The following is a 13,080-nucleotide window of genomic DNA, read 5'->3' as shown; positions in this document are numbered from 1 at the left end:
GGCTTAGCCTCTGATGGCGCGAAGGCGGCGCACAACGATGGGTATGGCGATGGTGATGATCAAAAGCAGGCCGACGAAGATCGACATGACGATGCCAGGCACGTTCAGAAGACCGAGGCCGAAGGTGACGAGGCCCATGACGAAGGCAGCGATGACGACACCTGCAATGGTGCCGGAGCCGCCGAGAATGGACACGCCGCCGAGCACCACCATGGTCACGACTTCAAGCTCCCAGCCTTGAGCAATCGAGGGGCGGGTGGAACCGAGCCGCGAGGTGAGGCAGACGGCGGCGATGCCGCTCATCAGGCCGGTCAAAAGGAAGAGGATGAATTTCACCCGCTCGACGGGAATACCGGAAAAACGGGCGGCAAACGGATTGTTGCCGATCACGTAGACCTGCCGGCCGAAATTGGTGGCGTGCAGCAGAATGGCGAAGATGACGGCCATGGCGAGGAACAGCACGAATTCGAAGGAGATGACCGAGTACACGTAACCCTGACCGAAATAGGCGAAATCCGCCGGATATTTGCCATAGGCCTGATCACCCAGCACCATATAGGAAATACCGCGAAACAGGCTCATCGTACCGATGGTGACGACGATGGATGGCAGTTTGAGGCCAGCGACGAGAAAGCCGTTGAACGCCCCGCAGAGTAGCCCGGTTCCGATGCCGATGGCGACGAGCCCCGGCGTGCCGACACCCATCTGCACCGCCGCACCCATTGCGGTGGAGGCGAGAGCGATGATGGCGGCGACTGATAGATCAATCTCGCCAGCGATGATCAGAAGCGCCATCGCAAAGGCGATGATCGCCTTTTCGGTGAAGTTAAAGGTCGCGTCGGACAGGTTCCAGGCATTGAGGAAATAGGGCGAGGCAAACGAATTGGCGATGAAGATGAGGATCGCGACGCCGAGCAGTAGCACTTCCCAGCTTGCCAGGAGACGGCGCAACGGCGTGCCGAGCTTGTCTGGAATGATGCGCGGTTTCTGCGCCGGTTGAGAATTCGTACTCATGCTGCGGCCTCCTTGGCCTGATCGCTTGCCGCCCGGTCGCGCAGGATGATGCGCCCTTTTCGAGCTTCGGCGCGGGCGTTGAAGACGACGGCGAGCACGATAACCACGCCGGAAATCGCCATTTGCGCGAAGGGAGAAATGCCGATGACGGGCAGGGCGTTCTTGATGACGCCGAGAAACAGTGCGCCGAGCACAGCGCCTGCCACCGAGCCAATGCCGCCGGCAATGGAGATGCCGCCAATCACATTTGCCGCCACGCTATCGAGTTCGAAACCGGCTGCGATATCCACATAGGCAACGGCATAACGCGACACCCAGAGATAGCTTGCAAGTCCTGCCAGTGCACCCGACAGAACGAAAGCCAGAAAGCGTGTGCGGCCGACATCGATGCCGGCATAGACCGCAGCGCCCGGATTACCGCCGGAAGCGTAGGCGGAGCGGCCGAAAGAGGTCCGGCTGAGCACCAGCCAGGCGCCGGCGATGATGAGGATGGCGACCCAAGATAAAACCGGCATGCCGAGAATCATGGTGCGCGGCACGTTGAGAAAAGTCGGCGAAAGCTGGTGCGCATTCACCCAGCCGCCGCCCGACAGCACGAAGGCCATGCCGCGATAGATGGTGAGCGTGCCGAGCGTGACGACGATGGGCGGAATGCCGAGCCACCAGACGAGAATGCCGTTGATCGATCCCAGAAACGCGCCGATGCCGACCGCCATGGCGATGAGAAGCGGCAGTGGAATTCCCGGGAAGGCGGCATTGGTCATCGCCACTGCCATGCCGGTGAAGGCGAGGTTGGCGGCAACCGAAAGATCGATGGATTTGGTGAGAATGACCGCCATCTGGCCAAGCGCCAGGATGATGAGGATGGAGGTATCGTTGAAGATATTGACGAGATTGGCCGGCTTACCGAAACCGGGCGCGCGCAGCGCAAAGCCTGCGATCATGATGACGATGATGCCCGCCAGCAGCCATTCGCGATTTTTGAGAAAACGTTGCATGGTTTTGCCCCTCTCAGGCGTTGCCGGTGGCGGCGCGCACCAGCTTTTCCGGAGAAAAATCGGCGCGTTCGAACTGACCTGCCATCAGGCCTTCGCGCATGACGATGGCGCGGTCGGACATGCCGAGAATTTCGGGAAGTTCAGATGAAATCATGATGATGGAGAGACCTTCGGCCGCCAGCTCGCTGATGAAGCCGTGCACGGCGGCCTTGGAGCCGATATCGATGCCCTTGGTGGGTTCATCGAGAATAATGACTTTCGGCTGCGTGGCGAGCCATTTGCCGATCACCACCTTCTGCTGGTTGCCGCCGGAAAGCGTGCCGACGGGCACGGACAGGGCGGCGGCGCGCAGGTCGAGGCGTGAGGCATATTTGCGCGCCAGAGCAAATTCGTTTGCGGCGGCGAGAAAGCCCTTGCGAGAGGTGCGGGCAAGAGAGGGCAACGACATGTTCTGGTAGATCGGCATGTCCAGCGCCAGCCCATGCCGTCCACGCTCTTCCGGCACATAAACGATACCGGCGCGGATCGCATCCTCCGGCGAACGGATGACGAGCGGTTCGCCGTTGAGGGTAATCTGTCCTGAGGCTGGGCGCGTGATTCCGAAAAGCGACTGGCACAGTTCCGACCGCCCGGCGCCGATCAGCCCATAAAGGCCAAGAATTTCGCCTTTGCGCAGATCGAGAGAAATATCGCGAAATTCCGTCTGGTGTGAATAATTTTGCACCGAAAGAACCGTCGGACCGAGCGCGACCGCCTGCTTGGGAAAGGCGTTCGTGACGTCGCGGCCAACCATCAGGCGCACGATCTCATCCTGCGAGGTGGCCGCAAGATTGCCCGCGCCGACCATCTTTCCGTCCCGGAATACGGCGTAATTTTCAGCGATTTCATATACTTCATCGAACTTGTGGCTGATGAAGAGGATGGCCTTGCCCTGCCGCTTCAGGTTTTCAACGATGCGGAACAGATCATCGATTTCCTTGCGGGAAAGGGCGGCTGTCGGTTCGTCCATGATGACGATACGTGCCTCGACGGAAAGCGCTCTGGCGATTGCCACGAGGTGGCGCTGCGCGATGGAAAGGTCCTTTAGCCGAATGGACGGATCGATGGTGCTTTCGAGCTGTTCAAGCAGGACCCCGGCGCGCGAATTGATGGTCTTCCAGTCAATGAGGCCGAAACGGCCTTTGGGCGCATGACCGAGGAAGATGTTTTCGCCCACGGAAAGCTCGTCGAACAGCACGGTTTCCTGATGAATGGCGGTCACGCCGGCATCGATGGCATCCTGTGCGCCGTGAAAGGTGACAGGCCGGCCATCGAGAAGGATTTCCCCTTCATTCGGGCGGTAGATTCCGGTGAGAATTTTGACGAGCGTGGATTTTCCAGCACCGTTCTCGCCGATCAGCGCCGTGACCTTGCCGGGATAAAGCGCGATATCGACGCCATCCAGCGCCTTCACGCCGGGGAATATCTGGCTGATGCCGCGCATTTCCAGAATGGGCGTCGCGCTGGAAGTCTCGGTAACGTCTAAGATTTTGGTTTCAGCACGCATCATTCCGTCTTACCGGTTGGTTTTGAGTGTAGCGGCGAGAGGCACCCCCCCTCTGCCCTGCCGGGCATGTCCCCCCAAGAGGGGGGAGATCGGCAAGCGGATACACCCTGCCTATGGAACGAGCGGGTGCGGCATATCGATCTCCCCCCCTTGAGGGGGAGATGCCCGGCAGGACAGAGGGGGTTAGCCTCCGCACTGCCGGAAATTATTCAGATCAGAAAATCTTCGAGAACTGATCGATGTTCTTGGCGTCATAAATGAAGGGATCGGCCATGGCCGCTTCGCTATTTTCGCCGACCTTGATCTTGCCCATGCGGCCGGCTTCGATTTCCGAGCCCGGTTTGCCGTCTGCTTCACCCTTCACAAGGCGGTAGGCAATCTGGGTGGCGGAATAACCGAGGTCGATCGGGTTCCAGATGGCGAATTCCTTGGTTGCGCCTGATTTGATGGCGCCAGCCATCTCCGAGGGCAGGCCAAGGCCCGTCACAAAGACCTTGCCGATCTTGCCCGCATCCTTCACGGCCTGAGAGGCCGCAAGAACGCCAACCGTCGTCGGTGCGACGATGACCTTCACATCAGGATGGGAGGAAAGCAGGCCCTGTGCTTCGCGGTAGCTCTTGTCGGCAAGGTCGTCACCATAAACGGTGGTAACGAGGTTGAGGCCGGGGAAGTCCTTCAGCTGCTTCTTCATCTCATCGATCCAGATATTCTGGTTCGTGGAGGTGGTGGTGGCCGAAAGGATGGCGAAATCGCCCTTGCCGCCTTCCAGGTGCGATGCGGCAAGCTGCAGGCACATCTTGCCGATCAGCGCGTTGGACGAGGGGTTGAGCTGCAGAATGCGGCCTTCAGGTGCCACGCCGGAATCCCAAGAGATGACCTTGATGCCGCGCTGCGCCGCCTTTTTCAGCGCCGGAACTACGGCGTCCGGGTCATTGGCGGAAATAGCGATGGCATCCACGCCCTGCGCGATCAGCGAATTGATGACCTCGATCTGGCCTTCCGCAGTGGTGCTGGTCGGGCCCGTATAGATGATCTCGACGCCACCGAGGTCTTTTGCAGCCTCCTGCGCGCCCTTGTTGGCGGCTTCGAAAAAGCCGTTGCCAAGTGATTTGACCACCAGCGCGATCTTCACATCGGCTGCCTGGGCAACGCCGCCAAGACCCGCGACGGAGAGCGCCGCGCTAAGTGCCAGGACGCTCGTCAATGTTCTGCGTGTAAGTTTCATGTTCCTTTTCCTCCCGTTTTTGAACCTGTTCCTCTCTTCGGTGCTTCCTCAAGCGACCGAAGAGGAATCCTCCTCATCAGGCGGGTTGGCTATCTTGCCATCCCCCGCTGCGCCGGCGATCAGCAATTCGACGCCGGCATTTTCAACCATCCGCGCCGCCTCATCCGAAATCCCGTCATCGGTGATGATGGTCGAGACGTTTTCGAGTGGGCATAAAATCAGGCTGGATCGTTTTTTGAATTTCGAGGAATCGACCATCACGATCAGCTCTTCCGCCTGCCGCATCAGCTTCTGCTCGCTCTGGATCACCAGCGCGTCCGATTCCATGATGCCGAGTGCGCCGATGCCCTGCGCGCCGAGAAAAATTCGTCTTGCGTAAAAATTGCGGATGGCATCGTTTTCGAAGGGCGACAGGATGAGGCTTTGATCGCGATAGATCGCGCCACCCGGCACGCTGACATTGCATTTGGAATGTTTGACCAGATGCTCCGCAATCGCGAAGGAATTGGTCATCACCTGCAGCCGGCGCGCCGCCATGTAGTGCACCATCTGGAATGTGGTCGTCCCACCATTCAGGATGATCGCATCACCGTCATTACAGAGATCAACCGCCTTGCGCGCAATTGCGCGTTTCTTGTCGATGTTGACCGATTCGGACACGCGGAACGGTCGCGCGGCCAGATTGCCCAACTGCGGTGGATGCACCGCTTCGGCACCGCCACGCACGCGTCGTAACTTTCCCTGAACATGCAGGGACGCGATATCCCGGCGGATCGTTGCTTCCGACGCATCCGTCAGTTCGGCAATATCCTGCACCGTCACGACAGCTTTTTCCTGTGTGGCGCTTAAGATGATGCGATGGCGTTCGCGTTCGTGCATGTGGTCCTCCTGATTGTGATTATTCGCAATCTCTTTACGTTGTCAATCAAGAACGATCAAATTAATCAATATCGCGCTGCAGCATGAAAATTTATGATCGTTTTTGATTGACATTATGCTTTTGTATGCGCGATATCTGCCGTCAACGGAGGCGGGCCGATATCGGCACCGCGAATGCAGACTTGACTTGGGAGGAAGACATGACGGGAAAATCCCGCCTTCTCGAAAGCCGTTGGGACGATGCCTATGCCAAAACGCTCGATGAGCCTGGCAAGCTGCTTTATCGCTCCAATCTGCTTGGCGCCGACAAGCGCATCACCAATTACGGCGGCGGAAACACATCCGCGAAGGTGCTCGAAACCGATCCGCTGACGGGCGAGAAAGTCCGCGTCATGTGGGTTAAAGGGTCCGGCGGCGATGTCGGTACCATCAAGCTCGATGGTTTTGCGACGCTTTATCTCGACAAGCTGGAAGCGCTAAAGGGCATTTACAAGGGTGTCGAGGATGAGGACCGCATGGTCGGCTTCCTGCCGCATTGCACTTTCAACCTCAACCCACGCGCCGCCTCCATCGATACGCCGCTGCACGGTTTCGTGCCTTTTGATCATGTCGATCACATGCATCCGGATGCGATCATCGCGATTGCCGCCTCCAAAAATTCGAAAGAACTGACGCAGCAGATCTTTGGCGATGACATCGGCTGGCTTCCCTGGCGCCGTCCCGGTTTCCAACTGGGTCTCGATCTCGAGGCTTTCGTAAAAGCCAACCCCGAGGCCAAGGGCGTTGTGCTGGAAAGCCACGGTCTGTTCACCTGGGATAACGACGCCAAGACATGTTACGAACTGACGCTCGCCATTATCAACAAGGCGATCGAATGGTTTGCGGCCAAGACCGAAGGCAAGACGATTTTCGGCGGTGCCGTTGCCAGGAGCCTGCCACTTGCCGAACGCCGCGCGATTGCAGCACGGTTGATGCCGGAAATCCGTGGTCGGATCGGCCGCGAGGAGCGCAAGCTCGGCCATTTCGATGATCAGGACGCGGTTCTGGAATTCGTCAATTCGAAGGATCTGAAGCCGCTCGGAAATCTCGGCACCTCCTGCCCGGATCATTTCCTGCGCACGAAAATCCGCCCGCTGATCCTCGATCTCGATACGGCAAATCCCGATGTGGATGCGCTGACAGCCGGTCTCGACAAGGCGCTGGAGGCCTACCGCGCCGACTACGTCAGATATTATGAGGCGTGCCGCCATGATAATTCGCCTGATATGCGCGACCCGAACCCGGTGATTTTCCTGATCCCCGGTGTCGGCATGCTGTCCTTCGCCAAGGACAAGGCAACCGCACGTATCGCCGGTGAATTTTACGTCAACGCCATTAACGTCATGCGCGGCGCTTCCACCGTGTCCGAATATCAGGGCCTACCCGAACAGGAAGCCTTCGATATCGAATATTGGCTGCTGGAAGAGGCAAAGCTGCAGCGCATGCCGAAGCCGAAAAGCCTTGCCGGACGCGTGGCCTTTGTCACCGGTGGCGCCGGCGGCATCGGCCGGGCGACGGCGGAAAGGCTGGCAGCGGAGGGCGCCTGCGTTGTTCTCGCCGATATTGACGAGGCGGCGCTGGAGGCGGCCAAGGGCGATTTCGCGAAGCGCTACAGTGCTGATGCGGTGCGCAGCGTCAAGCTGGATGTGACGCAGGAAGACGCGGTCATTTCCGCATTTGCGGAAGCGAGCGTGGAATTTGGCGGCGTGGATATTCTCGTCTCCAATGCCGGCATCGCCTCGTCTGCACCGGTGGAAGACACGACGCTTGCCATGTGGAACAAGAATATCGATATTCTCGCGACGGGTTATTTCCTCGTGTCGCGAGAAGCATTCCGGCTACTCAGGCGTCAAAATCTCGGCGGCAACGTGGTGTTCGTCGCCTCTAAAAACGGTCTTGCCTCTTCGCCCAATGCTTCTGCCTATTGCACGGCCAAGGCGGCTGAAATCCATCTTGCCCGTTGCCTTGCTCTGGAAGGGGCGGAAGCCGGCATTCGCGTCAACACCGTCAATCCCGATGCCGTTCTGCGCGGTTCGAAGATCTGGAACGGCGAGTGGCGCGAGCAGCGCGCGGCCTCGTCGAAGATCGAGGTGACCGATCTGGAGGAACATTACCGCAAGCGCTCTATGCTGAAGCTCAATGTGTTCCCGGAAGACATCGCCGAAGCGATCTACTTCCTGGCGTCCGACGCGTCGGCCAAATCAACCGGCAATATCATCAATGTCGATGCCGGCAATGCGCAGAGCTTTACGCGGTAGGAATTTCGGCACGTCTCACCTCCGTCATCCCGGCTGAATGCCGGAATGACGGAGGGGGCGATGATCGAGCATGCACTGGACCGATTCCGGGGAGGAAGAGATGACCGACACCAAAATCGCCGCCGATGTGATCGCGGCCGAAAACGACAAGCGCGCCGCCGCGCTGAAGGACGACTACGATGCGCTGGGCAACCAGCTTGCGCGCCGCAACATCGATATCGATGCTGTCACCGCCAAGGTCGCGGAATTCTTCGTCGCTGTTCCATCCTGGGGTGTCGGCACCGGCGGCACCCGTTTCGCCCGCTTTCCGGGCGAAGGTGAGCCCCGCGGCATTTTTGACAAGCTGGATGATTGCGCCGTCATCAACCAGCTGACACGGGCGACCCCGAATGTCTCCCTGCATATTCCGTGGGACAAGCAGGACCCGAAGCGTTTGAAGGACCATGCCGACACGCTAGGTCTCGGCTTCGACGCCATGAATTCCAATACCTTCTCGGATGCACCGGATCAGAGCCATTCCTACAAATACGGTTCGCTCAGCCACACCGATGCCGCAACGCGGGGCCAAGCCGTGGAGCACAACATCGAATGTATCGAGATCGGTAAAGCCATTGGTTCCAAGGCGCTGACGGTGTGGGTGGGCGATGGTTCCAACTTCCCCGGCCAGAGCAATTTCACCAGAAGTTTCGAGCGCTATCTCGCGGCCATGGCCGATATCTACAAGGCGCTGCCGGATGACTGGCGCATCTTTTCCGAACACAAGATGTTCGAGCCTGCTTTCTATTCCACCGTCGTGCAGGATTGGGGCACCAACTACCTCATCGCCAATACGCTCGGTGAAAAGGCGTTCTGCCTCGTTGATCTCGGTCACCATGCGCCGAACACCAATATCGAGATGATCGTCTCCCGGCTCATCCAGTTCGGCAAGCTCGGTGGCTTCCACTTCAACGATTCGAAATATGGCGATGACGATCTGGATGCCGGCTCCATCGAGCCTTACCGCCTGTTCCTCGTCTTCAACGAGCTGGTAGATGCCGAACATCGTGGCGTGAAGGGCTTCCATCCCGCCCATATGATCGACCAGTCGCACAATGTGACCGACCCAATCGAAAGCCTGATTTCCAGTGCCAACGAAATCCGCCGCGCCTATGCGCAGGCGCTGCTGGTGGATCGCGCGGCTTTGGATGGCTACCAGCAAGACAACGATGCGTTGATGGCCTCCGATACGCTGAAACGGGCCTATCGCACCGATGTCGAGCCGGTTCTCGCTAAAGCAAGGCAGTTGGCGGGCGGCGCGATCGATCCTGTTGCCACCTACCGGGCGAGTGGTTATCGCAAACGGGTTGCGGCGGAACGCCCGGCTTCGGTCGGCGGCAGCGGCGGGATTGTTTAGGGGTTGGGGTTTGAGGGGATAGGCGGAGAAGCCGAGCCTACTTACAAACCTTGCCGCAAACGCGACGTCATCCTCGGCCTTGTGCCGAGGATCTGCCGACATTTCACAAAATAGATAGGTAGCAGATGCTCGGGACAAGCCCGAGCGTGACGAAGGTGAAGGTGTCCGTCACCACCTCACCAACTCCTCTGCGCCGTTCCCTCACTCCCCGGAAGGCGATTGCCTGCGGACCTGAAACGTATGCTCCGGCCCCGGAAACGCACCGGAGCGCACCTCTTCGGCATAACCTGCCGCTGCCTGTGAAACGGTCGCACCCAGATCGGCGAAACGTTTGACGAATTTCGGTTTGAAATCGGTGAAGAGACCGAGCATGTCGTCGGAAACCAGCACCTGCCCATCGCAGGCCGGTGATGCGCCGATGCCGACAGTCGGGACGGAGAGTTTTTCGGTCAATTCGCGCGCAAGCGGCTCGACGGTACCTTCCACGACAATGGCGAAAGCACTGGCCTGATCGACCGCAATCGCATCGCGCCAGATTTTCTGCGTTTCCGCATCTGAATGCCCAAGAGAGCGAAAACCTCCGGCGGTGTGGACCAGCTGCGGCATCAGCCCGACATGGCCGAACACCGGAATGCCGCGCGCCACGAGAAAGGCGATGGTTTCGGCCATTTCCTCACCGCCTTCCAGCTTCACGCCATCACAGCCGGTTTCCTGCATCAGTCGCACTGCGTTGCGGAACGCCTGTTCCTTTGATTCCTGATAGGTCCCGAAGGGGAGATCGACGATGACGCAGGCGTGTTCCACACCACGCATGACGGCGCGGCCGTGGGCGATCATCATATCCAGGGTGACGCCGACCGTCGTGTCCATGCCATAAAGTACCATGCCGACTGAATCGCCAACCAGCAGCAGGTCGCAATGCGGATCGAGCAGGCGGGCAATCGGCGTCGTATAGGCGGTGAGGCAGACGATGCGCGCACCGCCTTTCATTTGCTTGATGGAGGCTGTCGTCAGCCGCTTCTGTTTCGCGTGCGTGCTCATCGTGCAGCCTCCTGTTTGCCGGTTTTATCACGTCCGATGACGCGGTTGTCGAGAAGGCGGGTGTTGCCGACCCGCACGAACAGTGCCACCAGCACAGGCCCCGCCTGCAGCGAAACCACGGGGGCCAGCGTGTCGGGATCGCGCACCGCCACGACTTCGGGCAACGCCAGCTTCTCCTTGGCGATGAATTTTTCTATCGCCGCTTCTAAAGTGGCCGGGTCGTCGCAGCCCTCATCGTACAGCCGCTCGGCCTCATCAAGCGCGCGCGGCACAATTACGGCGGCGGCACGCTCTTCAAGGCTCAGGTAGACATTGCGCGAGGAGCAGGCGAGCCCATCCGCCTCACGTACGGTGGCGACGGGAACGACGCGGACTGGCTGGGCGAGATCGTCCACCATGCGCCGGATCAGCGTTACCTGCTGGTAGTCCTTTTCACCGAAATAGGCGGCACCCGGCTGCACGAGATTAAAAAGCTTGGTGACAACAGTCGTAACCCCGGCAAAATGCCCCGGCCGTACCGCACCTTCCAACTGGCTTCCCAGTTCCGGCACATCCACCACGGTCTGCATCGGGCGCGGATACATCTCCGTAACCTCGGGTGCGAAAAGAATGTCGACACCTGCCTCTTCCAGCAGCGCGCTATCGCGGGCGAGATCGCGGGGGTAACGGGCAAGATCCTCATTGGCTCCAAATTGCAGCGGATTGACGAAGATCGAGACCACCGTCACGTCGTTCTCCGCTTTCGCCCTGGCAACCAGCGTCAGATGGCCGATATGCAAAAAACCCATGGTCGGCACGAAGCCGACGGTCTTGCCATCGCGACGAAACTTGGCGGTCAGACCGCGCAACTCGGCGACGGTTTTTACAAGGCGCATAGGTTCTCCTCCAGCTCCCCGATCGCCCTCCGGCGAAAGGTGGTGGATAGAACTCGATTTGCCGAACGGGGTCAACGCGGCTGCGGGCATTATATCGATTAAGACCTTGAGCGGTGGTTCAGGACCCGCCAGCCCAGAGCGGCGGGCGTTTTCCAGCGAAGGCGTCTCTGCCTTCGCGCGCCTCCTCGCTGCTGCTGATCTTCGCGATGACGCTTTCGGCAAAGGCGAGCCGTTCACTGGCCGGCATGTCGCGCATCGTCAGCAGCGCTGCCTTTCCGGCGGAGACTGCGCCCGGCGCGTTCTGCCGCAAGCGGGCGAGTACCCCCTCGATCACGCCATCGAGTTCGGCATGTGGCGCCGTGCGGTTGATGAGGCCGATCCCTTCGGCTTCTGCGGCGGTGACCGGTTGCCCCAGATAGGCCATTTCGTGGAGGCGGCTCAGCGGTATTTTGGCCAGAAGTTTCGCCGCCACCATGGCCGGGAAAAGCCCGACGCGAACTTCCGGCAGGCCGAACTCAGCATGATCGGCGGCATAAGCGAGATCGCAGGCCGCGATAAGGCCTAGCCCACCCGCCAGCACCCGGCCATTGACGCGGGCGATGACGATTTTGTTGCAGGTCTCGATAGCGCGCATCACATTGGCGATGGGGTTCGTTCCGTCTCGCGAGAGGAACATGCCACCAGCGCTTTCCTTCAGATCGGCCCCTGAGCAGAAGCTACGGTCGCCCGCCGCCGTTATCACCACGGCACGCAGGTCGCCGTCGCTGGAGGCCGTCCGGATCGCATGCGTCAAGCCGTCCGTCATCGCGGCGTTCATGGCGTTGTGGACGTCCGGCCGGTTAAGCGTCAGCCACAGAACGTCCTTGCGCTTCTCGCTCAACAACTCACCCACCATGTGCATTATCCTCCATCTTTACGGCAAGAAGTGCCTTACCGGCGCGTGACGCATTTGCCCTGCCGAGATGTCGACTTATCCAGTCTCCCGTTCTCGCCACCGCCATCAGGTCGATGCCGGTTTTGATGCCAAGCCCGTGCAGCAGATAAACAACGTCTTCGGTGGCGACATTGCCGCTTGCGCCCGGCGCAAAGGGGCAACCGCCGAGCCCGGCCACGGAACTGTCGAACACACAAATACCTTCCTCAAGCGAAGCCAACACATTGGCGACGCCCTGGCCATAGGTGTCGTGGAAATGCATGGCGAGTTTTTCGCACGGGATGCGGGTCGATACATGTTGTATGAGCTTGCGGATTTGCCCGGCAGTGCCGACACCAATCGTATCGCCGAGCGAGATTTCGTAGCATCCCATGGCGACAAGCGCTTCGGCCATCGCCGCCACATCTTCGGGTGCGACCGCGCCGTCATAGGGGCAACCGGCGATGCAGGAGACATAGCCGCGCATGCGGATGTTACGGCTGGCCGCTGCCTCCGAAACATCGCGCAGGCGCTCGAGGCTTTCGGCGCGCGAACAGGCGATATTGTGCTGGCTGAAGCCTTCGGATGCGGACACGAAAACGGCTATCTCCGTCACACCGGCTTCAACGGCGGCCTCGAAACCCTTGATATTAGGAACGAGCGCCGGATAGGCGGTATTGGGATGTCGTTTGAGGCCTAGAAGCACCTCCTTCGACCCTGCCATTTGCGGAACTTTTTTTGGCGAAACGAAGGCTCCCGCCTCCACCGCCGCCAATCCGGCCGCAGCCAGCCGCTCGATCAACCTGATCTTGATGGCGGTGGGAACCTCAGCAGTTTCGTTTTGCAGGCCATCACGTGCGCCGACCTCGACGATCTTGACGGTTTTGGGCAAGGCCATC

11 protein-coding genes are annotated in these 13,080 nt (G+C 59.6%); 2 read left to right on the top strand and 9 right to left on the bottom strand.

The window, feature by feature from the left end; genetic code table 11:
- Positions 1-3 precede the first annotated feature (3 nt).
- The 5 genes from FB593_RS10825 to FB593_RS10800 form a co-directional block, all read right to left on the bottom strand.
- Positions 4-1,014 carry an ABC transporter permease gene (locus tag FB593_RS10825; RefSeq protein ID WP_003511205.1) on the bottom strand — a complete coding sequence of 337 codons (1,011 nt, stop codon included), beginning with the start codon at positions 1,012-1,014 and terminating at the stop codon, positions 4-6.
- Positions 1,011-2,012, bottom strand: coding sequence for an ABC transporter permease (locus FB593_RS10820; protein ID WP_019564797.1), 1,002 nt, complete (start codon positions 2,010-2,012; stop codon positions 1,011-1,013). Before FB593_RS10820 ends, FB593_RS10825 begins: the two co-directional genes overlap by 4 nt.
- A 13-nt stretch (positions 2,013-2,025) precedes the next feature.
- Positions 2,026-3,561: a sugar ABC transporter ATP-binding protein gene (locus FB593_RS10815; protein ID WP_162695815.1), complete on the bottom strand. Its 1,536-nt coding sequence runs from the start codon at positions 3,559-3,561 to the stop codon at positions 2,026-2,028.
- A 211-nt stretch (positions 3,562-3,772) separates the two neighbouring features.
- The gene (gene rhaS, locus FB593_RS10805; RefSeq protein ID WP_003511200.1) at positions 3,773-4,783 is read right to left on the bottom strand and encodes a rhamnose ABC transporter substrate-binding protein; all 1,011 of its coding nucleotides are present in this window, start codon (positions 4,781-4,783) and stop codon (positions 3,773-3,775) included.
- Between the two features lie 48 nt (positions 4,784-4,831).
- Entirely contained in the window at positions 4,832-5,662 is an 831-nt protein-coding gene (locus FB593_RS10800) for a DeoR/GlpR family DNA-binding transcription regulator (RefSeq protein WP_003511198.1), read from the bottom strand.
- Between the two features lie 200 nt (positions 5,663-5,862).
- On the opposite strand from FB593_RS10800, the gene FB593_RS10795 reads away from it, so the two are divergent.
- Both FB593_RS10795 and rhaI read left to right on the top strand, forming a co-directional pair.
- Positions 5,863-7,959: a bifunctional rhamnulose-1-phosphate aldolase/short-chain dehydrogenase gene (locus FB593_RS10795; protein ID WP_019564795.1), complete on the top strand. Its 2,097-nt coding sequence runs from the start codon at positions 5,863-5,865 to the stop codon at positions 7,957-7,959.
- 100 nt (positions 7,960-8,059) lie between these two features.
- Positions 8,060-9,352, top strand: a complete 1,293-nt coding sequence (gene rhaI / locus FB593_RS10790) for an L-rhamnose catabolism isomerase (RefSeq protein ID WP_003511194.1) — start codon at positions 8,060-8,062, stop codon at positions 9,350-9,352.
- 201 nt (positions 9,353-9,553) lie between these two features.
- Here the strand turns inward: rhaI and panB are convergent, their stop codons facing one another.
- The 4 genes from panB to FB593_RS10770 all read right to left on the bottom strand — a co-directional run bounded on the left by panB (position 9,554) and on the right by FB593_RS10770 (position 13,079).
- Positions 9,554-10,393 carry a 3-methyl-2-oxobutanoate hydroxymethyltransferase gene (gene panB / locus FB593_RS10785; protein ID WP_145166555.1) on the bottom strand — a complete coding sequence of 280 codons (840 nt, stop codon included), beginning with the start codon at positions 10,391-10,393 and terminating at the stop codon, positions 9,554-9,556.
- Positions 10,390-11,268 carry a pantoate--beta-alanine ligase gene (gene panC, locus FB593_RS10780; protein WP_065687824.1) on the bottom strand — a complete coding sequence of 293 codons (879 nt, stop codon included), beginning with the start codon at positions 11,266-11,268 and terminating at the stop codon, positions 10,390-10,392. The genes panB and panC overlap by 4 nt, the downstream gene beginning before the upstream one ends.
- A gap of 118 nt (positions 11,269-11,386) precedes the next feature.
- On the bottom strand, positions 11,387-12,163 hold the full coding sequence (locus FB593_RS10775) for an enoyl-CoA hydratase-related protein (protein ID WP_145166554.1): 777 nt from the start codon (positions 12,161-12,163) through the stop codon (positions 11,387-11,389).
- Entirely contained in the window at positions 12,153-13,079 is a 927-nt protein-coding gene (locus tag FB593_RS10770; RefSeq protein WP_113472749.1) for a hydroxymethylglutaryl-CoA lyase, read from the bottom strand. The genes FB593_RS10775 and FB593_RS10770 overlap by 11 nt, the downstream gene beginning before the upstream one ends.
- Between the last annotated feature and the right edge of the window lies 1 nt (position 13,080).

The sequence above is a fragment of the Rhizobium sp. SJZ105 genome (genome assembly GCF_007828365.1).
Classification (GTDB): domain Bacteria; phylum Pseudomonadota; class Alphaproteobacteria; order Rhizobiales; family Rhizobiaceae; genus Agrobacterium; species Agrobacterium tumefaciens.
This window is presented reverse-complemented; position numbering and strand designations above follow the sequence as displayed.

What these genes read in the sequence shown, in the direction of transcription:
- FB593_RS10825 (WP_003511205.1), bottom strand. Translation starts at nt 1,014, where the DNA reads ATGAGTACGAATTCTCAACCGGCGCAGAAACCGCGCATCATTCCAGAC.
- FB593_RS10820 (WP_019564797.1), bottom strand. Translation starts at nt 2,012, where the DNA reads ATGCAACGTTTTCTCAAAAATCGCGAATGGCTGCTGGCGGGCATCATC.
- FB593_RS10815 (WP_162695815.1), bottom strand. Translation starts at nt 3,561, where the DNA reads ATGATGCGTGCTGAAACCAAAATCTTAGACGTTACCGAGACTTCCAGC.
- rhaS (WP_003511200.1), bottom strand. Translation starts at nt 4,783, where the DNA reads ATGAAACTTACACGCAGAACATTGACGAGCGTCCTGGCACTTAGCGCG.
- FB593_RS10800 (WP_003511198.1), bottom strand. Translation starts at nt 5,662, where the DNA reads ATGCACGAACGCGAACGCCATCGCATCATCTTAAGCGCCACACAGGAA.
- FB593_RS10795 (WP_019564795.1), top strand. Translation starts at nt 5,863, where the DNA reads ATGACGGGAAAATCCCGCCTTCTCGAAAGCCGTTGGGACGATGCCTAT.
- rhaI (WP_003511194.1), top strand. Translation starts at nt 8,060, where the DNA reads ATGACCGACACCAAAATCGCCGCCGATGTGATCGCGGCCGAAAACGAC.
- panB (WP_145166555.1), bottom strand. Translation starts at nt 10,393, where the DNA reads ATGAGCACGCACGCGAAACAGAAGCGGCTGACGACAGCCTCCATCAAG.
- panC (WP_065687824.1), bottom strand. Translation starts at nt 11,268, where the DNA reads ATGCGCCTTGTAAAAACCGTCGCCGAGTTGCGCGGTCTGACCGCCAAG.
- FB593_RS10775 (WP_145166554.1), bottom strand. Translation starts at nt 12,163, where the DNA reads ATGGTGGGTGAGTTGTTGAGCGAGAAGCGCAAGGACGTTCTGTGGCTG.
- FB593_RS10770 (WP_113472749.1), bottom strand. Translation starts at nt 13,079, where the DNA reads ATGGCCTTGCCCAAAACCGTCAAGATCGTCGAGGTCGGCGCACGTGAT.